Origin of the sequence: Microvirga alba (assembly GCF_015694465.1) — a bacterium.
Classification (GTDB): domain Bacteria; phylum Pseudomonadota; class Alphaproteobacteria; order Rhizobiales; family Beijerinckiaceae; genus Microvirga; species Microvirga alba.
In genome coordinates this window covers 57800-80473 of record NZ_JADQDO010000010.1, presented here as the reverse complement: position 1 = coordinate 80473, position 22674 = coordinate 57800, and the positions used below count along the sequence as shown (strand labels likewise).

Here is a 22674-nt window from a genome sequence, read left to right as displayed (position 1 = left end):
CCGATCTCATGGGTCTGACCGACAAGCCCCGCGCTTCGCCAGAGGCGCTCCTCGCGCGCGCGAACCGGGAAGGCCGCGGCCGCCTCAAGATCTTTCTTGGGGCGGCTCCCGGCGTTGGTAAGACCTATGGCATGCTGGAGGCCGCGCGGTTGGCCCGGCAGGGCGGCACGGACGTGGTCATCGGGTTGGTCGAAACCCATGGCCGCAAGGAGACCGAGCAACTTCTCGAGGGGTTCGACATCCTGCCTCGGATTTCCGTCCCCTATAGGGGACGAATGGTGCAGGAATTCGACATCGACGCGGCGCTCGAGCGACGCCCGGATTTGATCCTGGTCGACGAGTATGCGCACACGAATGCGCCGGGAAGCCGCCATCCCAAGCGGTGGCAGGATATCGAGGAACTGCTGGCCGCGGGCATCGATGTCTGGACAACGCTGAACATCCAGCACCTGGAGAGCCTCAACGACATCGTGCAACGCATCACGCGGGTTCGTGTGCGTGAGACGATCCCTGATACGAATTTCGACAAAGCCGATGAGATCGTTCTGGTCGATCTGCCCCCCGATGAGCTTTTGAAGCGGCTTGCGGAGGGAAAGGTCTATGTCCAGGACACGGCCGCCAGGGCCGTCGATAATTTTTTCCGCACCAATAACCTTGTCGCGCTCCGCGAACTGGCCCTGCGGCGCGCAGCTGAGCGGATCGACAGCGATCTGCTCGAGCGAATGCAGGGTGAGGGCGTGGAAGGGCCTTGGGCCGCGGGCGAGCGGATCCTGGTTTGTATCGGCCCCGACGAGACTTCGTCGATGGTCGTGCGGCATGCCAAGCGCCTGGCCGATCTGATCGGCGCGCCTCTCCTGGCGGTCACGGTGGAGCGGCCCTTCGCACGGCTCAGCGCCACTGCCCGCAGGCGTGTTGCCGACGCCATGCGGCTCGCGGAGAGCCTTGGCGCGGATGAAGTGAAGACGCTTGTCGGCGCCGATCTGGTCCATGAGCTCCTGCGGTATGCGAAGTTTGAGAACGTGACTCAAATCGTTGTCGGCCGGTCGCGCGGCGGTTGGATCACCGAACTCCTGGGGCGGTCCCTTCCCCATCAACTTCTTCGCGCAGCCGAAGACATCGCAATCAATGTGGTCACGCCCGTCACGCCCCGACGACCTCGGACCGCTCGCTTCGTGCCACGGCTGACACTCTCCCGAGAAAGAGGGCTGGCCTTTCTCTGGTCCGCACTTTCAGTCACGGTCGCGATTCTCGTCGGCCGATTGATGACGGCTGCCGTATCGTTGCCGAATGTCTCGATGATCTTCCTTCTGGCTGTGTTTTTTTCCGCCATTCGTTTCGGCATCTGGCCAGCCGTCTTTGCTTCGCTCCTGTCGTTTCTCAGCTATAATTTTTTTTTCATCGCACCCTTTTACAACTTCACCGTTGCGCAGCCGCACGAACTCCTCGCCCTCTTCATTTTTCTCGGGGTTGCCGTGCTTTCGTCCGCTGTTGCCGGGCAGGCGCGAGAGCAGGCGGCGGCCGCGGTGGATCGTGCACGCGCGACACGACGATTGTTCGAATTCGCCCGCCGCCTTTCGAGCCTCGCCGAACCCCAGATGGTGGCGGAGGGCACGGTGGCGGAGGTTCATCGCGATCTCGGATTGCCCGCCGTCATTCTCTTTCCCCGCGACGACGATCTGGCTGTGATTGCGGCCTGGCCCCCGGAAGACGAGCTCGATACGGCGTCCATGACCGCTGCCCGCTGGGCCTACGAGCGAGACGAGCCGGCGGGATCGGGCACCGGGACGCTTCCCAACGTCTCGTGGTACTTCTTCCCGCTCCGGGCGTCGCATGGCCGGGTCGGTGTGATCGGTCTGGGAAACGAATCCAGAGATGAGGCGCCGCTCGACTCGGAAGCCCGGGCCCTCTTCGAGACCCTCGCGGAGTTGACCGCCACGGCCCTTGAGCGATCGAAGCTCTCACGCGAAATCGCCGTGGCGAAGAGCGCTGCCGAAACGGAAAAAGTCCGCAACACCTTCCTGGCGTCGATCAGTCATGATTTCCGCACCCCGTTGGCCTCGATCCTGGGCGCAGCAACGAGCCTCATCGAGTATCGTTCCAAACTGCCGGAGGCGGCGAGGCTCGATCTCCTGGAGCAAGTCAAGGATGAGGCCGAGCAGCTCGACGGCATGGTGCGCAACCTGCTCGCCATGACGCGCGTGGAAGCGGGCGCATTGGAGCTTCGGCGTGACTGGCTCGATGTGCGAGAAGCGTTGGACAGAGTCGTCGCCGTTGCCAAGAGGCGCGGCGCGACGCAGCGGTTCAGCGTGCAGACTCAAGACCAGATGCCCTACATTTCCGCCGATCAAACGCTTCTTGATCAGGCTCTGACCAATGTGGTGGGCAACGCCATGCGCTATGCCGGACCGGATGCTGTGATCGCTCTCGAGGCCCGCTTCAAGGAGGGCGAAGCCTCCATCGCCATCACCGACGACGGGCCCGGCATAGCCCCTGACGTCCTGCCCCACATGTTCGAAAAGTTCATGCGAGGAAAAAACCCGACGAGTGTGGCTGGCGTTGCCGATGGCGGCGAGGGTGCAGGCCTTGGCCTTGCCATCGCCAAAGGAATCGTCGACGCGCATGGAGGGACTATCGCCGCGACGAGCCCGGTCTCGGGCGGCCATGGCGCCCGTGTGACGATCCGACTGCCGATCGAGGAGTGACAAGCGATATGACTCACGCGACGCGGGTGCTCGTGGTCGATGACGAAGCGGCGATACACCGCTTTTTGACGCCGGCGCTGATAGCCAATGACTACGACGTCATCAAGGCCGCGACCGCGGCGGAGGCTTTGAAGCGCATCGCGGCGGACGCGCCCGACATCGTGGTGCTCGACCTCGGCCTTCCCGACATGAATGGCAAGGATGTCATCAGCCGCGTCCGCGAATGGTCTGATGTCCCGATCATCGTCTTGTCTGCGCGCGACCGTGAAACGGAGAAGATCGAGGCGCTCGATCGCGGGGCGGATGATTTCGTCAATAAGCCCTTCGGCATTGGTGAACTGATGGCTCGATTGAGGGCCGCTTCCCGGCATCGCATGCAAAGGAAGGGCGAAACCCCGAATGTCCATGTGCGTGGGCTCGATGTCGATGTCGCGCGCCGCCGCGTGTCGCGTCATGGCGCTGAGCTTAAGCTGACGCCGAAGGAATTCGACCTGCTCGCCCTCCTTGCCCGCCACGCTGGAAAAGTCGTCACCCACAGGCAGATTCTCTCGGCGGTGTGGGGTGCCGCGCACGAGCACGATACGCAGTATCTCAGGGTCTATGTGGGTCAGGTGCGGCAGAAGGTCGAAGAAGATCCAAGCAATCCGTCGATCGTCCTCACGGAGCCGGGGATCGGCTATCGCTTGGCGGAACCTGAGCAGGGTTGAGGTATTGGCCCGGCCTTAGCGGGCGTTCGTGTTCCGTCGAAAAGCACATCGATGGAGAAAGATGCGAGCCGCGAAGCGCGGCAGTGTCGCGGTGGAGAAGAAGTGATCGGTTCGCGGCGCCGATTTTGTTATGATGAGAATGAGTCAGAGAAGGATCCTAAGCGATGACGGGCCCTGATCATTCCTCGCCTCAACCGAAAAGTGAGCTTGTCCATAGACATTCGGGTGTGGTGCGCGTCACTCATTGGATCAACGTGCTGTGCTTGACTGTTCTGCTGATGAGCGGGTTACAGATCTTCAATGCGCATCCGCGCCTCTATTGGGGGCAGTACGGCGCCGATGCCGATCATGCGGTGCTGTCGATCGAGGCCGAGGAAACCGGCGACAGTGTTGGCGGCATCACGCGCATCGGTTCACTCTCAATCCCGACCACCGGCATCTTGGGCGCATCGAAGGTGGAAGGGGAGCTTTCACCGCGCGCCTTTCCCGCATGGCTCACCCTGCCACGCTATCAGGATCTCGCGGCCGGCCGGCGGTGGCATTTCTTTTTCGCATGGCTCTTCGTGATCAATGGGTTCCTGTATCTGATCTATGGCATCGTTGCGGGGCACTTCCGCCGCGATCTCAAGCCCAATGCCGATCAGCTCACAGCGCGCCATCTGGCTCGGGAAATTGCGGATCACGCGCGTCTGAAATTTGCCAGGGGCGATGAGGCAAGGCGCTACAACGCCTTGCAGAAAATCGCCTATCTGATCGTTATCTTCGCTTTACTGCCGCTCATGCTGGCAACCGGCCTCACCATGTCGCCGGGCGTCAATGCTGCCTTCCCTTGGATGCTTGACCTCTTCGGCGGACGTCAGTCAGCGCGGACCATTCACTTCATCACGGCGTCGCTGATCGTCACGTTTGTCGCCATTCATATCGCCATGGTGCTCGTGTCCGGTGCCTGGAACAACATGCGCTCGATGATCACCGGCTACTATGCCATCAAGCCGGAAAGGCCGCCCGCATGAGCATCCTTCTGTCCCGGCGTCGTTTCCTCGGTCTCTCGGCCGTTGGCACGAGCGCGCTGTTCCTCAATGGGTGTGATCGACTCACGCAGAACGAAGACGTGCAGCGTGTGCTCGAGAAGGCGGAAACCTTGACCGAGACAGCCCAGCGAACCCTCCTGCCGCGGGGGGCTTTGGCGCGTGAGTATACCGAGGCCGATCTCTCTCCTGTGTTCAAGGTCAACGGAACGAGCGCGCCGGACGGCGAGGAATATGCCCGCCTGATGGCTGGGAACTTCGCGGACTGGCGCCTCGTCGTCGATGGCCTGGTGCGGCAGCCGTTGAGTCTGTCCCTGACCGACCTCAAGCGCCTGCCGTCAAGAACGCAGATTACGCGGCACGATTGCGTGGAAGGCTGGAGCGCCATCGGCAAATGGACGGGTGTTCCGCTCGGACTTTTGCTTCAGAGCGCAGGTCTGCTGCCCAATGCCCGTTACATCGTCTTTTATTGCGCCGATGATTTGGGAGCGACGCTCGACGGAACTGGTCGGTACTACGAGAGCCTCGACCTCGTCGACGCCTTTCACCCGCAGACCATCCTTGCTTATGGCATGAACGGCGTCGATCTACCCGTGGGCCACGGAGCGCCTCTGCGACTGCGTGTGGAACGGCAGCTCGGATACAAGCATGCGAAATATCTCATGCGGATCCAGGTGACCGACAGCTTCGCGGCGATCGCAGGCGGAAAAGGCGGATTCTGGGAAGATCTCGGCTACGAGTGGTACGCCGGGATCTAGCTCGGCTTACCCTCGGGGCTTGCCCGTTCAACTCCGTAAAGCGTCCGAAACCGGCAGGCGGTAAGTCAGCACGGCCGGAATGAGGGCGAGCAGGCTGCCGAGCCCGATCAGGCCGACGACGAAGAGCACATCAGTGAGGCCTGCCGAGAAGGCCAGACGCAGCCCCGTCTCTGCCTCGATGGCGCGGGAGACGAGTGCGGCAGCGCCCCAGCCGAAGATGAGGCCGAGGCCGCACCCAGTGGCCAGCAGGATCGCCGCTTCCAGCCAAACCACGGTGAGAATGTACACGGCCGGAGCACCGAGCGCGCGCAGCACCGCGTAGCGCCGCCGCCGCAGTCCGGTGAGGGTCAACAGCAGCAGCAGCACTGCCACGAAAATCAGGCCGTTGCTGATCCACGATGAGGCGACGAGCACATCCCGCACGTCCCCAACGGTCTTGTAGAGGCTGACCAGAACTTCCGCCGGGAAGACCGCCATGGTGCCGCCTTGGCGGTAGGAACTCCGCAGCGCGTAGGCATCAGCGACACGCTTCGGCTTGACCACGATCGCGGGCACGCCGGGAACGGTCTTGGCGTCGAAGGGCGGCCCGAGCTCGGCGTCGTCCTGCGCGTGGCCGTTACCGAGCCCATGTGTCTCCCACACGCTTTCCACCGGTACCAGGATTGCGCGATCCCACGGGGTGCCGAGTCGGGGCAAGCGGCCGACCACCGTATAAGTGACGCCCTCGTGCCGGTGGCGTGTCTCCTCCTCCGCATCCGCTTGGAAGGCATGCGTGGCGCCGCCGGTGGCGTGGGATGGTGCGAAGGTCTCGCCGATCTTGAGAGAGACGTCGGCACCGATGAGTGCCTCGCCCTCCTTTTCGAACAGCCGCCCCTCCGTCGCCGCCACCCGGCCCCAGCGGCCCGCGAAGGCAGGTGTCGTGCCGACCACCGGAAAGCCGCGCACCACGTCGCCGAAAGCGATAGGCGCGACCGCGGCGACGCGCGGGTCCTTTGAGAGCGTATTGAGAAGTGCGCCGTCTGTCAGCGGCAATGCCTCGAGATCGAGATAGACCGTGGTGAGCACGAGCTGCGTCTGGCTTCCGGCGGCGCCGATCACGAGATCGAAATCGTCTGCGGCCCGCGCGGAACTCTGACGCAGCATCCGTTCCTGTGCGCCGATCCCCACGCCCATGGCGACGGCGACAGCAATCAGAAGAGGGATCGCGAAGGCGAGCCAGCGGAGCGCCTTCAAATCCGCGCGCACCATCGGGAACGGATTCATGGGCGCGTCTCCAAGAGATGGCCGGATTCGATGCGATGCACCGTATCGAGACGGCTGATGAGATGCGGGTCGTGGGTCACGACAACCAGGGTCGCCCCGCGTTCACGGGCTGCATCCAGGAGGAGGGTGCCCAGCGTTTCGCCGGTGGCGGCGTCGAGGCTCGCGGTCGGCTCGTCGGCGAGAAGGATGGCTGGATCCTGCAACAGGGCGCGCGCCATGGCGACCCGCTGCTGCTCGCCGCGGGAAAGCACGGCGGCGCGGCGATGCGGATTGGGCAGGCCCATGCGCTCCGACAGTGCAATGGCCCGCTGCGCGAATTCGCGGGTTCGGCCGGCGGCTCCGAAGGTGAGGGGCAACAGGATGTTGTCGAGAATACTGAGTTCCGGAATCAGGTGAAAATCCTGGAACACCAAGCCGATTTCCTGGCGACGCCAGCGGTCGCGGGCGCTTTCCGTCAGGCCGGCGAGATCGAGATTGCCCCAGCGGATCATTCCGTGACTCGGTCTGCCGATCCCGGCCAGGAGGTGGAGCAGTGTCGTCTTGCCGGCGCCGGACGGGCCCGTAAGCGCGATGCGCGCGCCGGAGGGGATATGGAGAGCTGGAACATCGAGCACGCGCAAGGGTGCGCCGCCGTCCTGGCGCACCTCAACGCGAACGTCGCGTAGAACCAGCGGTGCTGCCGCCTTGCGGCATTCAGACCCGGCGATAGGACGCATCCACGATCCTGATCTGGCTGACGAAGCCGCTGTCGGGGTCTGTTGAAGATCCGACCTCGAGCCGTCCGCTGACGGCGATCTTGGCGCCGGCCGAGACGAGCGGCGTCTCAGCCTTGAGATGAATGACCACGATGTCCACGGGCCAATCCGCGTCGGACTGGCAGAAGGGGCAGATGGCGAGCGGTTCGCGGGTTAACACGAAGAATGTGCTCTCCGCCCGCAGAGGCGGGGCCATGTAGCCGGTCAGGGTAACCTCCTGACCTTTCAGCGCGACGATCCTGTCGGAGAATTCGAAGCCCCGTACGCCGAAGCTCTTGTAGAGCGTATCGAACGCGATCCACTCTGCGGCTTTCGCCGGCCTGGAGAGGAGCGCCAACACGGCGCCGATGGAAAATCGGCGCCGCGTCAGCATTGATGGTGCAAGGTTGGCCATAAGCCCGGGCGGTCTTACTGACCAGCGCCGAGGCCGAGGGCCGTCGCCATCACCCGGAACACCCGAGTGTTCTCCATGCGAGCCTTGAACTGCTCGGAGCCCGGTCCCATGGCGGTGAGCACGAGGTCGTCAGCCGTGTGCACGCCCGAGTTGGACTCGAGGGGCAGGTTGCCGGTCCGGCGCGCCGCCAGCGGCTCCTTGCAGTATTCCTCGTTCGCGACGTAGGTCTTACCGTCAGCGGCCTTCACGGTCGGCACATTCTCGCCGTTCATGTAGGGGCGACCCGTCTCGCAGTAATCCGGGTAGGCGGTGAACAGCATGGCGAGGCGGCGGGAGACGTCGACCTTCTCCGGGTATCCTTCCGCGTTCGGCGCAGGATAGTTCGGGAACTTCGAGTCGGCGTAGATGCCGAGCTTGTCGCGCAGCTGATTGCCAGGAGTCTCGTCGTCATAAGTACCGACGATCGATACGCCATGCGCATGGTCGCCGACCACGATGATCAGGGTATCCTCTTTCTTCGCGGCGAAGTCCTTGGCGACCTTGATGGCATTATCGAGCATGATCGTGTCGTAGATCGCGCGCTCGGAGTCCAGCGAGTGGCTGTACTTGTCGATGCGGGCGGATTCGACCATGAGCACGAAGCCGTTCTGGTTCTTCGACAGAACGTCGAGCGCAACCTTCGTCTGCTCGACGAGATCCGGCTGATCGGGGAACTTCGAGACGGTTCCCTTCTTGAGGATCTTGAGGTCGAGCGCGCCGTCGATGTTGCTGGTGTTGAACAGGCCGAGAACCTTGGAGGAACCGGCCTGGGCCGCCGCCTGCATCTCCTGCTTGGTGGAGACGAACTTGTAGCCGTCAGCCTCGAACTTCTTGATATAGTCCTCGTCGTCCGTGCGCTTGGAGCCCGGCGTCGACTTTGCGAGGAAGTTCGGCGAACCGCCGCCCATGATCACGTCCGGCTTCACGTCGTGGAACATCTTGACGATGTCGTTGTAGTCGGCGCGGCGACGGGTGTGAGCCACCATGCCGGCAGGAGTGGCGTCCTCGATTTCGGAATTCGTGACCACACCGACCGCCATGCCGCCGTTGCGGCGCTTGGCCAACTCGCCGATGGTCTCGACCTTCGGATGATCGAGGGTGCTCTTGTTCTTCGCGCAATAGACGCCGAGTGCGTTCACGCAAGACTTGTGACCGGTGGTGTAGGCGCTCATGGCGTTGGCGCTGTCGGTCACGATGGCGTCGGTGCCGGAGGTGGAGACGAGCGCCATGTGCGGCATGTCATCCATGGCGAGTTCGCCGTTATACCGACCTTCCGTGATACCCTTGGAGAGCATGCGGGCGGCGGTGCGGTGCGCGACCGAGAGGCCATCGCCGATGAACAGGACCACGTTCTTGGCCTTGCGCTCGGGCGTGCCGAACACTTCCCACTGAACAGTGGCCTTCTTGTCGCCGAGGCTGGCCTCGACCGTATAAGCGCCGGGCTTCGCGATCTGCGCGCCGCGGATCCAGTAGGCCGAGTGATCGCCCCCATCCTCCTTCTCGACGAACTTCGCGGATTGGCCCAGCACGGACGCCGGATCCTGTCCGTTGATCGTGATCTTCACGGCGCCTTGCGCCGGTGCGCCGGGGAACTCGACCTTGAAGTCGAATTTCGATCCGGCGAGAATCTCGGCCCGGGTGAGAGGGTAAATCGTCTGCGCCTGCGCGCCCGTCGCCACGAGGCCAAGAAGGCACACGCCCAACGCTGTCCACGTCTTCATCAAGTCGGCTCCTGCATTGCTGACGGGCGTGTTCTAGCGCTCATATTCGACGGTTGGATGACAACGAGCTTCGGTTGGGAACCCTTTATGGGGCTAAGCGGTGTTTGGGAGGCGCGGGGTTGGACTGGATTGGGGTGGCTTCGCTCCGACGCTCGCCTCAGCCGACATCCAATCCGAGGTCGAGAATCGGCGCGCTATGGGTAATCCATCCGGTCGAGATGAGATCGACTCCCGTCGCTGCAATCGCAGGGGCTGTCGCGACCGTAATCCGCCCAGAGGCTTCCGTGATGGCCCGATTGCCGACACGCTTGACCGCCTCCGAGAGAGTGTCGAGGCTCATATTGTCGAGGAGGATCGCGTCCGCGCCGATTGCGAGCACCTCGTCGAGTTGCTCAAGCGTATCGACCTCAACCTCGACCTTGACGAGGTGGCCGACCACCGCGCGGGCCCGTTCGATGGCTGCCCGGATACTCCCCGCGATCGCGATGTGGTTGTCCTTGATCAGGACGGCATCGTCCAGGCCGAAGCGGTGGTTCGACCCACCCCCGGCCCGAACGGCGTTCTTCTCTAGCGCGCGCAGACCAGGGGTGGTCTTTCGCGTGCACACGATTCGGGCGTGTCCACGGGGCTGAATGGCATTGACGAGCGTCGCGGTTGCCGTCGCGATGCCGGAAAGCCGGCAAAGCAGATTGAGCGCCACGCGCTCAGCCGACAGGATGCCCCGTGCCGAGCCCTCCAGCCGAATGACCGGCTCGCCTCGCTCGACCCGAGCACCGTCTGGACGCTCGACCACAACGGTGATCGTCGGATCAACCAACATGAATGCCAGGGTGGCGACGTCGGTGCCGGCAATGACGCCGGGCTCACGAGCCACAATGCCCCCCTTTAAGCTTGCTGTTGCCGGGATGACGGCATCGGTCGTGATGTCACCCGCGCGGCCGAAATCCTCGATCAAGGCCGCCCGCACAATCGGCTCGATCAGCAAACGCGGAAGCGGAGCGAGGTTATCTAGTCTGCTGCTCATCGGCTTCATGCCACTCTCCTCGTTGGCGTCACTGTCTCGTCACCGATCTGAGCCGCGATGCGCAACGCGTGATCGAGTGTCATATGTTGTTCTGATGCCGGCAGCATCGCCGGGTAGTCCTGCCGCTGATGGGCACCGCGACTCTCTTGCCGGACGTAGGCCGCTGTCGCGATGAGCAAGCAGACGAGAGCAGCATCGCGCGACCCTGCCGGTTCATTCCCAAGTCCGGCGAGTGTCATTGCCCGCAGCTGATGAACAGCACTCTTCAGGCCGACCGCGTCGCGAAGCACGCCAACCTGCCTGTCCATGAGATTCCGGATCTGCCGGCGGCATAAGGGCTCATCGCCGGAGCGGGGCCCGCGCTGCGAAATCGGAGGAGGCGGCGCGGCCCGCGCCGCTCGCGGTTGAGAAGCGGCATCCTTGACGTCGTCAGCAATCCAGCGCGCAAAGGCAAGCGCCTCGAGCAGCGAGTTGCTGGCGAGCCGGTTGGCGCCATGAAGGCTCGTCGAGGCCACTTCTCCGCAAGCCCAGAGACCCTCGACCGAACTACGCCCGTTGCCGTCTACTTTGATTCCACCCATGTGGTAGTGCGCCGCGGGGCGCACCGGAATCGGATCGCGAACCGGATCGATGTCGGCGGCCCGGCACAGCGCAGCCACTCCCGGAAATTTTTCGTGGATTTTGTCCCCAAGGACGGGCCGCGTATCGAGGAATACACGCTCGCCCGCGGCGAGTTGCGCAAAGATCGTGCATGCCACGACATCCCGCGAGGCCAACTCCGCACCGGGGATATCTCTCATGAAGCGCTCGCCCCGGCCGTTGACGAGCACTGCGCCCTCTCCACGGAGCGCTTCGGTCGCGAGCGGCATCGGATCCAGGCCGGCAGCAATCGCTGTGGGATGGAACTGAACGAACTCCAGATCGCGCAAGACCGCGCCGGCACGGGCCGCAAGCGCCAGGCCTGCGCCCGTGGAGGAGAGGGGATTGGTGGTATGCGCGAATAGGCCTCCGATCCCGCCCGTGGCGAGGATCACGGCCCGGCTTGCCAGCAATAACGGCTCCTCTTTCGACCCCGATTCCGACGGCACGCAGAGCACACCCGCGATGGAACCATTGCTGTCCAGTGCGAGATCAGTGACGCGTTTGTTCTCCAGGATCTCGATGGTGGCTGTGGCTCTCGCAATGCGAATGAGAGTGTCCAAAACGCATCGTCCGGTCCGGTCACCTCCCGCGTGAACGATCCGCCTGCGTGCGTGCGCGGCCTCAAGTCCCAATATGAGGCTGTCCCCCGGCGTTGTTCGATCGAAGGGAACGCCTTGGGCGATCAGCCACTCAATGCAGGCTGGAGCAGCATCTGTCACGCGTGCCACCACATCGGGGTCGCTGAGACCGGCGCCGGCCCGAAGCGTGTCGTCCGCATGAAGCGCAGGCCGGTCATCCAATCCGAGCGCGGCCGCAATGCCGCCCTGTGCCAGCGGCGTCGAGGCTTGCAGACCAAGAGGCGATGCAACAATCAGGGTCACAGGCAGGGGGGCGAGGTGCAGCGCGGTCGCCAGTCCCGCGATCCCACCGCCGACGACTACAATGCGATCGTGCGGGTTGGAGGCTTTCATGCCGGCCTCTTACCGAACGGCGAGCATGCGCTCGACAGCAACCCGCGCTCGTTCGGCGAGGGCCGGGTCAATCGTGACCTCATATTGTCGCTGTTCGAGAGCCCGCCGGATCTTGGGCAGGGTGATCTGTTTCATGTGCGGGCACAAATTACAGGGCCGCACAAACTCGACCTCCGGGTACTGGACCGCAACGTTGTCGCTCATCGAGCACTCGGTTACGAGAGCCACGCGGGCGGGGCGCTTTTCTCCAACGAAGTCGACCATGCCTGCTGTCGAACCGGCGAAGTCCGCTTCAGCCACCACCTCAGGCGGCGCCTCCGGATGGGCCAGCACGACGACTCCCGGATAACTCTCACGCACGGAGCGGATATCGTCGGCCGTAAAGAGCTCATGGACCTCGCAATGGCCTGCCCAGGTGATGATCTCGATGCCCGGCACCTGGGCCGCAGTGTTTTGCGCCAGGAACTCGTCCGGCAACATGATAACCCGCGGAACACCGAGGGATTCGATAACCTTCTTGGCATTTCCAGAGGTGCAGCAGACGTCCGACTCCGCCTTCACTGCAGCCGAGGTGTTGACATAGGTGACCACCGGGACGCCGGGATGGCGGGCGCGCAGTTGGCGCACATCCTCGGCCGTGATCGATTCCGCCAGCGAGCAACCTGCTGCACTATCCGGAATGAGTACGGTTTTGTTCGGATTCAGGAGCTTGGCTGTCTCCGCCATGAAGTGCACGCCGGCTACCACGATAATGTCGGCGTCGGTGGCAGCGGCCTCGCGCGCCAGCGCCAGGCTGTCTCCGACGATGTCCGCGACCGTGTGGAAAATCTCGGGCGTCTGATAGTTGTGGGCGAGGATGACCGCATTGTGGTCGCGCTTGAGGGCGAGGATAGCCTCAATGTCGCCGGCAAGGATCGGCCACTCCATCGGCGGAATATGGTGACTGACGCGAGCATAGAGGTCGGGCAACGGAAGATTGGCGGGCACAAACGGGGCAGCACTGACCATCACGGTCTCCTATGCTCAGATTGAGCATTAGTTGGTCACACGGAAGCAAATTATCAAGCCGGCTGCTTATGCTAAAATTGAGTATAAGCCAACGTCAACCCGTAAATTCATCACAGGTCGGTTCGCCGCGCTCCGGGCAGGCGCAATCCTGGCGCCGGACGTTCGACCAGGACCTCTCGCCGGAACTGCACAAGCCGGGCCGGCCGCCCGCCCGTTTCGGTCGTGGTATCCCCGGTTTCCTCAACGAGCCCCTGCGTTTCCACCAGGCGGCGGAAGTTCTGCTTGTGCAGCCGCACCCCCGACAAGGCTTCCACGGTCCGCTGCAACTCCAACAGGGTGAAGGCGCTTGGCATCAACTCAAAGATGACGGGTCGATATTTGATCTTACCACGCAGGCGGCCGATGGCGGTGGCCAGCATACGCCGGTGATCGAGCGCCATCGGTTGACCGGGGGCAAGCCGCGCCTTGGCGGTGGTCCGCGGCTCGGCGTCGCGCAGCGCCTCGGGAACGAGGCCAGCCTCGAACAGAAGCTCATACCGCTCCAGCACCCGCTCGTCGGTCCAGGTGCCCGATTCTAAACCGAACGTAAGCTCAATCCGCTCCTCTCGGAATTGCCGGAGGGGTCTGCCACCGGCGCGAACCCATGCTTTCAAGGCCGGCGCGATCACATCGAGCGCCTTGGGCCGCCCTTCACGCCAATCCTCCCATGGAAGATAGTCGTACCAACTCCGCCATGCCGCTTGGGCTAGCCCCGCCAGCCTGGCCTCGCGGACGAGCGCGAGGTACGCGATCGACAAGGCATGTCCGGCGCCACGATAATCCGTATCGGCGCGATCGCGGTCGCCGAAGGTGTAGAGCTGTTCGACATAACCCAGCTTCAGTTCCGTTTGCTGGTCGACCCAGGCCCTCAGCCCCATTTCGAGTGTTCGATGCTGCGATTGCAAGGGTCCGGAAGGCAGGCCGTCAAGTTGTTGTGGCACTGCGCGGACGGTCAGCACCCGTGGCTCGTCCGGGGTGGCGGCCATGATGACGGCGCTGAGGTCAACCGACAGAGCAGCTTTATCGCGCATAAGGGATTGAATGGACGGCATGGATACTCGAAGAGGGCACGGATCGAAGCGATCCACAAAGGATGGATCCTATTGCCCCCTCCGTCGAGAGGAACTTTCGAGGGGATGCCGATTCCAGTATCTTAGTTGTTCTTCATCCTGTCCCACCGCCTGACAGACAGGCCCCAAGGAGGCCGGCCACAGCTACAGCGGTGGCTTCCCTGTCGCCAAATCCCAGATCGTATCAACGAGCACGCGCGCGCCCGCTGTGATGTGCTCGGGCTCAGCCCATTCCTCGGGACTGTGCGAGATACCCTCGTGACACGGAATGAAGATCATTCCAGTCGGACACCAATAGTGGAGTTGGCGAGCATCGTGCCCCGCTGCCGAGTAAATATCCATACTTGGAACGTCGATGCGTTGGGCCGCTCTTGTGATTGCAGCGCGAATCTCGGTCGCGAAGGTGAGCGAACGCGCATGAGCAATCTGTGTCAGTGCGACCTCGCATGGACCCTTCTCAGCTTCCGTGATTCTGCGGATCTCGCTATCCACCTGATCGACGATTTCGTCTTGCGGATGACGCAGGTCGATAGAGAAGAACGCCTCGGCGGGCACGACCGAGGGAGCATTGGGCGACACATTGAGGAGGCCGACCGTCAGCATCGTATCCGCAGGCTCCAAGGCCGCGCGATCGATTGCGGATATCATTCGGATCGCCGCCATCAGCGCGTCCTTCCGCTCGGCCCGCAGGGCAGTGCCGGCATGAGCGGCTTCGCCGGTCACGCGCACGCGATAGCGCCGGGTCCCCTGAATTCCTGAGACCACGCCAATTGGAATACCGGCTTTCTCCAGGACAGGCCCTTGCTCGATATGCGCCTCCAGGAACGCCGCGACAGGAAATCCGAGGGCGCGATGTGGGATGTCGATATCCCGCGAAAGAACGGCCTCGGCCGCCTCTTGAATGGTAACGCCCTTGGCGTCCTGGATCTTGAACAGTTCCTTTGCCGAACGCGTGCCGGTGAATGCCTCGGAGCCGGTCATGCCGGGGGCGAAACGGGAGCCCTCTTCGTTGGTCCAGGCCACAACTTCGATCGAGCGAAGTGGTCTTTCACCTTGGGTGATGATCGCTTGGACTGCCTCCAGCGCCGCGACGACGCCAAACACCCCGTCGAACTTCCCTCCGGTTGGTTGTGAGTCGATGTGGGACCCGACCAGGATCGGCGCCAAACTCGGATCGCGCCCTTCATATCTCAAGAAAAGATTGGCCACCGCGTCGGTGAACGGTCGAAGCCCCAGTTCTCGTCCCCACGCGACGATTTGCGCGCGCGCGTCAGCTTCAACACCGGACAGGGCAGGGCGATCCACGCCGCCGTCTTCGCGCGCGCCAAAACGCGCGAGGGCCATATGGCGGTCCCAGAGTCTAGAACCATCGACAAAGTCTGAAGGTCTCCTGTTCGTCTGGGGCATCGTTTGTCTCAGTTCGTACGCATGATCTGCGATGGGTTGGCCCGCGGGTCGCGCGGGCTCCAGCGGCCTGCTTCAACCTGCGCGATGAATTCAGCAACCGCGCGATTAAACAGCTCGGGCTCTTCCAGATTCAGGGTGTGACCGGCTTTCGGAAAGACCGCCAGACCACAACGTGAAATCGTTTGCTTCAGGAACACTCCCGGCTGGATGCAATGGTCGTCCTCGTCCCCGACCACGACCAGAACCGGGGCCGCAAGCGCTTCCAACTCCGACCTGAGATCGTAGAGAGACGGCCTGCGCATCTGGACGCCTCGCATCGTGTTGGCCGCACCTATGCTGGAATGCTTGCCAAGCCGGTCCGCGAAAAGCTGCCACCCACGCGGGTCCTTGTTCTGAAACTGGACGCGTGAAGCGCCCTCCGCGTAGATCGGTGCAAAGTTTCCCGCGCCGCGCGCCTCGAAGTTGTTCGCGACCTGCTCGGACACGCCCCGGAAGTATTCTTCGTGGACCTTCTCCGCTCCATAGCCCGTGCCGGCGACGACAGCGGAAAGAATACGGTGGGGGTGGCGCATAGCGGCGTGCAAGCAGGCAAAGCCGCCCATCGAAAGGCCCACGATATGGGCTTTTTCGATACCTTCGGCGTTCATCACGTCGACGATGTCGTCGGCCGCACGGGCCTGAGAGTATTGTTCGATGTTCTCAGGGATATCGGACGGTGGATATCCACGGGCGGCATACGTCACACATTGGTGCCGTCGGGAGAAGTAGCTGATCTGGGGTTCCCAGCTCCAATGGCTCCCACCGAATTCGTGCACGAAGATGATTGCCGATCCGGTTCCCGCCGACTCGTAGAAGAGCCTTACGCCGTCGTTGGTAGTGGCGAACGCCATTTTTCGCTCCTCATATTACTGAACAACCCCAGACGAGGCGTCGTTGAGCGACGGCCATGCCAAGATGCGGGGTGCCAAGACGCAGGGTGCCCCACGTCAAGCTGTTTTCGCCGAACACCTTTGAACCTCCGGCCTTCGCCATGACGGGCTCACGGATGTTGTCCCGGAAACCTCCCGGCCGACCGGATGTCGTCGAAATTCGATCGATGGTAGATATACAATACATATGTTTCTGTATGCATCAAGTCGACATCTGCATATGTGAACCGCGAGTTCTTCCGGCTGAATTGCGCCCTGGTCTCGATTCAATCGGACCCTGCGCGTTATGGCCCTCGCCCTCGATGTCAGGCAGAAACGCTCAGGGCATCAGCGACTTTCGCTAATGCGTCGGTCTCGGCTCGTTCCATATCTGGATGCGTCCGTCGTGGAGGTCGCGCAGTCCGCCCGTTCCAGTTTCTGGCCTCGCTTTGAACATCTCCTGGAACACCAATAAGCACAAGAATTAGATTTTTGCGCACCAAAACATTTTTCCTGTATACAGCACAGGGAATCGCAGCTAGCCTCCGTCAAACAAACGTAAAGTCAGCGACAAAGGTAAACTGATGATGGGAGCCGCGCACCAGTTTGTTGCCGCAACAGGGGTAAAGCTTTTGCCCGAACGCGAGCTTGCGATCGACATACGCGGCCTGTCCAAGACCTTCTCCCTCCCTGCCGGGGGCAACTGGACCGCCCTTCAAGGAATTGACCTGCAGGTTGAGCGCGGCAAATTCCTGTCGCTCGTCGGGCCCAGTGGCTGCGGCAAGTCGACAATGCTGCGTCTGATCAGCGGGCTCCTGTCGCCGACCTCCGGAACGGTCAACGTCTTCGGTCAAAGCCCTGAGCAATTCCGCAGCAAAAATCGCATGGGCTTCGTGTTTCAGGATGCGACGCTGCTGCCTTGGCGCACAGTCTTGGGGAACGTGTTGTTCCCCATGGAAATCTTGGGTGTTTACACGCGCAAGGAGCGGCTCGAACGAGCGGAAGCCTATCTGGAGCTCGTGCGTCTGCATGAGTTTCGCAAGTCCTATCCGGCTCAACTGTCAGGCGGCATGCGGCAGCGGGTTTCGATCGCGCGCGCATTGGCCGATTCTCCGGCGATCCTGCTGATGGACGAGCCCTTTGGCGCTCTCGACGAGATCACGCGTCAGGATATGCAGGAAGAGCTTCTGCGAATCTGGGCTGAGACGGGCATAACGACGATTTTCGTCACGCACTCCCTCTCGGAAGCTTTGTTTCTCTCCGACGAGGTGGCGGTGATGCAGGCGCGCCCTGGGCGTATCACCGGTTCTGTCGTGGCGGATCTGCCGCGGCCCCGCGAACCTTCATTGCGGCTCAAGCCGAACTTCGTCGAACAGCTCATGCGTCTTGAGGCAATGCTTCGGGATCCAGATCAGCAAAAGTCTTGAGGCAGCCGTGAACACTCCTTCGCATCTTCACAACCGATTCCTCACGCGGGCAGCCTTATCCCTCCAGGAAAACTGGCCATCAATCGCGCTGTTCGCACTCGGGTTGCTCATATGGCAATATGCGGTCGCCTTTCTGCAGATCCCGCAATATCTGTTGCCGACGCCGTCCGAGATTTTTCTGCGCATCTGGAAAGAGAGATGGCTGCTCTGGAGCAATCTCTCGATCACGATGATCGCAGCGATCGCAGGGTTCTTCCTCGGCTTCCTGATCGCGGTCGGGCTTGGCACCCTCTTCGTCTTCTCCAGAACGGCAGCACGCGCGTTGATGCCGTGGACGATCATCATCAGAACGATCCCGATATTGGCCATCGCACCCTTGATGACCATATGGCTCGGCTTCGGCATTGCGCCTAAGATCGCGGTCGCCGCGCTGGCATGCTTCTTCCCCATCCTCATCAACTTCTATCGTGGCCTCGGGTCGATCAGCCGCGAGATTGGCGAGCTTCTCTCGCTCGTGAATGCGAGCCGGGTGCAAGGGTTGATTCACGTCCGCATCTTCGCGGCCATGCCCTTCACCTTCGCGGCGCTCAAGATCAGTTCCGGCCTTGCCGTCGTGGGCGCGATTGTCGCCGAATTCACCGGCGCCAATCTCGGGATCGGCACGCTCATCGTGACGGCAGGGTATCAGCAGGACGCCGTCATGTTGTTCGCCGGGATCATCGTGTCCTGCATCGCCTCAGTGTTGTTCTACTACGTCGTCGTCGCCGCGGAGAAGCTCTGTTTGTACTGGCCCGAAGCACGCATGGGCTGAACATCGGGAACCAAAAGAGGGGAAAAGAAATGCGTAACATCGCTACTGTCAAATACACGAAGAAAATCGGAAGCACTGTCGCCTCGGCATTGGCTCTGGCTCTCGCGTTCGCGACGCCGGCGCTTGCCAACGACAAAGTCGTCATGCGCCTTCCATGGATCGCGAACGTGCAGGCGGCGGCCTACATCATCGCTTTCGAGAAGGGCTTCTATCGCGATGCGGGGCTTGATGTCGAAATCCGCCCAGGCAGCGTGCAGGTCAACCCGAACCAGCTGGTGGCGTCCGGAGACGAGCATTTCGGCGCGAACGACTCGCCGAACATCATCACGGGCGTCAGCCGCGGGATGCCGCTCGTCGCAGTGGCCGCTTGTTGGCAGAAGCATCCGGGCGGCCTTTACATGCTTGAATCCAGCGGCATCAAGGCACCGAAAGATCTGATCGGGAAGCGCCTTGCTTACGACGAGGGTGGCCCGTGGACGCTGATCAAGGCGATGCTGTCCAAGTCTGGCGTGAAGCTCGACCAGATCAACACCGTCAATGCAAGCGGCAACGAAGTGCTGATGAAAGGCACCGTCGACGCACGCTCAGGGTTCGTGATCAACGGTCCGGTTGCGATCGAGCTGGCCGGTATGAAAACCACCGCCATGCCTGCTTCCGACTACGGCATTTCGGCAGCGGCCGAGGTCATCTTCACGAACAAGAAGATGATTGCGGAGAAACCGGATGTGGTTCGGCGTTTCGTGGAAGCCACGGTCAAGGGCTACAAATATGCCTATAGCAACCGTGAGGAAACGCTGAAGATTGTTCTTGCAAACAATCCTCAGCTCGCGGCCGAGCAGCAGCGCCGCCAGCTCGATCTGCAGGCCGGTCTCATCTTCACGGAACGGGCGGCCAAGCAGGGTCTGTGCAGCTTCGATCGACAGGATGTCGCCAGCACGGTCGACGTTCTGCGTGAGTTCGGTGGGCTCACCGGCCAGGTCGATGTCGACGCCATGATCAACACGAGCTTCGTGCCGGCGCCCTAAAGCCTTTTCTGCATAAGAGCTTCAACAGCGCTTTCCGGTTCAACCGGATCGGAAAGCGCCCGCCAGATCCGGCCACTCATGCCCCGGGGCGAGACCTTGAGGCATCCCTTTCGGCTGCCCTCCAACAATCCGGAAACAGGACCTACACCGTGAAGTCCTTCGAGCTTCGAAACGCCCACTTCGATCGGCTGGTGAACACGCCTGATCTGCGCTGGTTGGGTCAGAACACCAATCACGCCCGCCCGCACCCCGCCGTTATCGAAGCAATGCTGCACAGCATTCGCGATGAGGAGTTTCATATCTATGCCCCGCCCGCCGGGTTCGAGGAACTCCGGGCTGGGATTATCGCAGATCTGGGCCTTGAGGGATTCTCGGCGCTGGTTTCCGACGGGGCCGTGGCTTCGCTTTACCACGCTTGCCACACCCTGCTCGGTCCAGGCGACGAGTTCATCACCACCGATCCGACCTGGAACTGGCCGATGGCCTTCGCTCGCTCTGTCGGCGCTTCTGTGAAGCAGATTCCGATCTACGGGGAAGAGCATTCCTACCGGCTCGCTCCTGAGCGGCTTGCGGCTGCGATTACCCCTAAGACGAAGGTCGTCTATCTTGTCGATCCCAACAATCCTTTGGGGACAGCCTGCACCGCCTCGGAAATCGACGCTATTGTCGAAGTTGTCCGCGCAGCCGGCGCTTATCTCATTCACGACTGCACCTATCGCCACTTCGCCTATGATCATACGCTCGCCGCGACCCGATACCCTGAGCGGACGCTGACCATCTACAGCTTCTCGAAGTGGTTGGGTCTTGCCGGTCTGCGGGTCGGTGCAATCGTGGCCAATCCCGACATCATCGAGCAGTTGACAGCCGCTCCACCAAACAATTTGGGATCGAGCATTCTCTCCCAGCGAGCCGCAATCGCGGGTCTCGGCATCAAGAATGAATGGTTCCCAGGCGTTCTTGCGCAGCAGCGCCTGAATCAACGGCTCATCAAGGAAGCGATCAGCGGAATTCCTGGCCTCGCGTTACCGGTATACCCGTCGAACGGAAATTTCGTCGTCCTTGAGACCCATGGGGCCGGTATCACACCGGAGGCTCTCGTGGCCGGGTATCAGAAGCGAAAAATCATGATCCGACAGGGCGCCTATCACACGCCCACCTTCGGGGATCGCTTCGTGAAGGTCAGCACGAGTGTCCCGACCGAATGGATCGAGGAATTTACGGCGCTCCTCCCGGAGATGGTGGAGAGCGCACGCGGTCTTAACGAAACCACAAAGCTTTTTTGAACGACGCCACAGCGTTGCGTTCACACAGGAGAATGTCCAATGGATCTCGGTCTTGCCGGAAAGAAGGTTTTGATCACGGGAGCATCGCAGGGAATCGGGGAGGGGCTTGTGAATGCCTTCGCCGACGAAGGTTGCGACGTGCATATCGTCGCGCGCTCGTCCGACAAGCTCGAAGCCATCAAGGCGGAGCTGGCAGCCTCTTGCCCCGTCAAGATCACCGTGCAGGCGCTGGATCTTTGCGAGCCCGACGCCATCGAGCGTGTGGTGGCCGAGGCAGGACCGGTGGATGTGCTGGTGAACAATGCCGGCGTTATTCCCAGCGGCGATCTGTGGGATGTCGATGAGGACAAGTGGCGCCAGGGTTGGGAACTCAAGGTGTTCGGCTACATCAACCTGACACGCGCCATCTATCCAAACATGAAAGCCCGCGGCGGCGGTGTCATCATCAACAATATCGGCAATGGCGGCGAAGTCTTTGATCCCAACTACATCGCCGGGACGACAGGCAATGCGAGTCTGATGGCCTTCACGCGAGCGCTCGGCGGACACAGCCTCGACGACAACATCAGGGTCGTCGGCGTCAATCCCGGTCCGGTCGACACCGACCGTATCTACAATATGTTGAAGAAGCGCGCGAAGACCTGGTACGGCGACGAAGGAAAATACACGGACCTTCTCGAGCGTTACCCACTTAAACGGCCTGCCCATATCCATGAGATAACGGACCTGATCGTTTTTCTGGCGTCCTATCGGTCCGGGTATACCTCCGGCGCCATTTTCACCGTCGATGGTGGGATCGCGTCGCGCCGCTCGGTCATCTGAGATCAAGTTGGAAGTGGCGTGATCCCGACCTACAATCGAGCGAAAAGGAAACACCATGTCTGACGCCACAACGCCCCAGCGGAAGATGCATGTGAAAGTCGCGCCCGGCGACGTTCCGCGCTATGCGATCATTCCCGGAGATCCCGGCCGCGTTCCACTGATCGGCGAAGACTGGGCAAGCTACGAAGAGATCTCGTTCAACCGCGAGTTCCGCGTCGCTCGCGGTACGGTCGGCACCACGCAGCTTGCCGCCTGTTCGACCGGCATCGGTGGTCCCTCCACCGATATTGCGGTTCAGGAGCTATCGGCGTGCGGCGTCGACACGTTCATTCGTGTCGGCACCTGCGCGGCCTTGCAGGAGGACATTGCCTGCGGGACGCTCGTCATATCGAGTGCTGCCGTTCGCCTGTCCGGCGCGGCTGACGCCTATGTCGGACGAGAGTATCCGGCCGCTGCCGACATTGCCGTCACCTACGCGCTGATCGAAGCGGCGGAAGAACTTGGAGCGACCTACACATTGGGTGTGACGGCCAGCGTCGATTCCTTCTTCGCAGGTCAGGACAATCCCACGCCCCAAGCCTATCGCCCATCGCATATCACGCACATCGTTGATGACCTCCGTCAGCAACGCGTCGCCAATATCGAGATGGAAGCGGCCACTCTCTTCGTGCTCGGCTCGCTGTTCGCCCTGCGGACCGGCTGCATCTGCGCGGTTGGATCGAACCGGATCACGCGCAAGCGCGAGCCCTCGGAAGAGGCGATCAGGCTTGCCTGCCGCGTGGCGTCCCGAGCGATCGAGCTCCTTGCTGCCCGCGACGCGCGCGCTGTAGCGCTAGGGAAAGCGCGTTGGTATCCGGGTCTGTAACGATC

At 62.0% G+C, this 22674-nt stretch carries 20 protein-coding genes; 10 read left to right on the top strand and 10 right to left on the bottom strand.

Annotated elements, in window-relative coordinates:
• Nucleotides 1-8 precede the first annotated feature (8 nt).
• From I2H38_RS17415 to I2H38_RS17400, 4 genes are all read left to right on the top strand, one after another.
• Nucleotides 9-2702 (top strand): sensor histidine kinase, encoded by a 2694-nt coding sequence (locus I2H38_RS17415; protein ID WP_196273146.1) that lies wholly within the window; start codon nucleotides 9-11, stop codon nucleotides 2700-2702.
• Between the two features lie 8 nt (nucleotides 2703-2710).
• Nucleotides 2711-3409 (top strand): response regulator, encoded by a 699-nt coding sequence (locus I2H38_RS17410; protein ID WP_196273145.1) that lies wholly within the window; start codon nucleotides 2711-2713, stop codon nucleotides 3407-3409.
• Between the two features lie 164 nt (nucleotides 3410-3573).
• On the top strand, nucleotides 3574-4422 hold the full coding sequence (locus tag I2H38_RS17405; RefSeq protein WP_196273144.1) for a cytochrome b/b6 domain-containing protein: 849 nt from the start codon (nucleotides 3574-3576) through the stop codon (nucleotides 4420-4422).
• Complete coding sequence (locus I2H38_RS17400) at nucleotides 4419-5195, top strand: molybdopterin-binding protein (RefSeq protein ID WP_196273143.1); 777 nt, start codon at nucleotides 4419-4421, stop codon at nucleotides 5193-5195. The genes I2H38_RS17405 and I2H38_RS17400 overlap by 4 nt, the downstream gene beginning before the upstream one ends.
• Nucleotides 5196-5222: 27 nt before the next feature.
• Here the strand turns inward: I2H38_RS17400 and I2H38_RS17395 are convergent, their stop codons facing one another.
• The 10 genes from I2H38_RS17395 to I2H38_RS17350 all read right to left on the bottom strand — a co-directional run bounded on the left by I2H38_RS17395 (nucleotide 5223) and on the right by I2H38_RS17350 (nucleotide 16418).
• Nucleotides 5223-6458 (bottom strand): FtsX-like permease family protein, encoded by a 1236-nt coding sequence (locus I2H38_RS17395; RefSeq protein WP_229426772.1) that lies wholly within the window; start codon nucleotides 6456-6458, stop codon nucleotides 5223-5225.
• Nucleotides 6455-7174, bottom strand: coding sequence for an ABC transporter ATP-binding protein (locus I2H38_RS17390; protein WP_196273142.1), 720 nt, complete (start codon nucleotides 7172-7174; stop codon nucleotides 6455-6457). The genes I2H38_RS17395 and I2H38_RS17390 overlap by 4 nt, the downstream gene beginning before the upstream one ends.
• Nucleotides 7152-7586 (bottom strand): hypothetical protein, encoded by a 435-nt coding sequence (locus I2H38_RS17385; RefSeq protein WP_229426771.1) that lies wholly within the window; start codon nucleotides 7584-7586, stop codon nucleotides 7152-7154. Before I2H38_RS17385 ends, I2H38_RS17390 begins: the two co-directional genes overlap by 23 nt.
• A 35-nt stretch (nucleotides 7587-7621) precedes the next feature.
• A complete protein-coding gene (locus I2H38_RS17380) occupies nucleotides 7622-9367 on the bottom strand; it encodes an alkaline phosphatase (protein WP_196273140.1) in 1746 nt (581 codons plus the stop codon).
• 157 nt (nucleotides 9368-9524) lie between these two features.
• The gene (gene nadC / locus I2H38_RS17375; protein WP_196273139.1) at nucleotides 9525-10400 is read right to left on the bottom strand and encodes a carboxylating nicotinate-nucleotide diphosphorylase; all 876 of its coding nucleotides are present in this window, start codon (nucleotides 10398-10400) and stop codon (nucleotides 9525-9527) included.
• Complete coding sequence (locus I2H38_RS17370) at nucleotides 10397-12004, bottom strand: L-aspartate oxidase (RefSeq protein ID WP_196273138.1); 1608 nt, start codon at nucleotides 12002-12004, stop codon at nucleotides 10397-10399. The genes nadC and I2H38_RS17370 overlap by 4 nt, the downstream gene beginning before the upstream one ends.
• 9 nt (nucleotides 12005-12013) lie before the next feature.
• On the bottom strand, nucleotides 12014-13012 hold the full coding sequence (gene nadA / locus I2H38_RS17365; RefSeq protein ID WP_196273137.1) for a quinolinate synthase NadA: 999 nt from the start codon (nucleotides 13010-13012) through the stop codon (nucleotides 12014-12016).
• Between the two features lie 110 nt (nucleotides 13013-13122).
• Nucleotides 13123-14103 (bottom strand): NUDIX hydrolase, encoded by a 981-nt coding sequence (locus I2H38_RS17360; protein WP_196273227.1) that lies wholly within the window; start codon nucleotides 14101-14103, stop codon nucleotides 13123-13125.
• A 162-nt stretch (nucleotides 14104-14265) separates the two neighbouring features.
• Nucleotides 14266-15528, bottom strand: a complete 1263-nt coding sequence (locus tag I2H38_RS17355; protein ID WP_196273136.1) for a M20 family metallo-hydrolase — start codon at nucleotides 15526-15528, stop codon at nucleotides 14266-14268.
• 8 nt (nucleotides 15529-15536) lie between these two features.
• A complete protein-coding gene (locus I2H38_RS17350) occupies nucleotides 15537-16418 on the bottom strand; it encodes an alpha/beta fold hydrolase (RefSeq protein WP_196273135.1) in 882 nt (293 codons plus the stop codon).
• Between the two features lie 602 nt (nucleotides 16419-17020).
• Here I2H38_RS17350 and I2H38_RS17345 point away from each other — a divergent pair.
• From I2H38_RS17345 to I2H38_RS17320, 6 genes are all read left to right on the top strand, one after another.
• Nucleotides 17021-17863 carry an ABC transporter ATP-binding protein gene (locus I2H38_RS17345; RefSeq protein ID WP_210324851.1) on the top strand — a complete coding sequence of 281 codons (843 nt, stop codon included), beginning with the start codon at nucleotides 17021-17023 and terminating at the stop codon, nucleotides 17861-17863.
• A 7-nt stretch (nucleotides 17864-17870) separates the two neighbouring features.
• Nucleotides 17871-18674, top strand: coding sequence for an ABC transporter permease (locus tag I2H38_RS17340; protein ID WP_196273134.1), 804 nt, complete (start codon nucleotides 17871-17873; stop codon nucleotides 18672-18674).
• Nucleotides 18675-18703: 29 nt separating this feature from the next.
• Nucleotides 18704-19699: an ABC transporter substrate-binding protein gene (locus tag I2H38_RS17335; RefSeq protein WP_196273133.1), complete on the top strand. Its 996-nt coding sequence runs from the start codon at nucleotides 18704-18706 to the stop codon at nucleotides 19697-19699.
• A gap of 149 nt (nucleotides 19700-19848) precedes the next feature.
• On the top strand, nucleotides 19849-20982 hold the full coding sequence (locus I2H38_RS17330; RefSeq protein ID WP_196273132.1) for a pyridoxal phosphate-dependent aminotransferase: 1134 nt from the start codon (nucleotides 19849-19851) through the stop codon (nucleotides 20980-20982).
• A 39-nt stretch (nucleotides 20983-21021) separates the two neighbouring features.
• Nucleotides 21022-21804, top strand: coding sequence for an SDR family oxidoreductase (locus I2H38_RS17325; protein ID WP_196273131.1), 783 nt, complete (start codon nucleotides 21022-21024; stop codon nucleotides 21802-21804).
• A gap of 55 nt (nucleotides 21805-21859) precedes the next feature.
• Nucleotides 21860-22669, top strand: coding sequence for a nucleoside phosphorylase (locus I2H38_RS17320; RefSeq protein ID WP_196273130.1), 810 nt, complete (start codon nucleotides 21860-21862; stop codon nucleotides 22667-22669).
• Nucleotides 22670-22674: the final 5 nt, after the last annotated feature.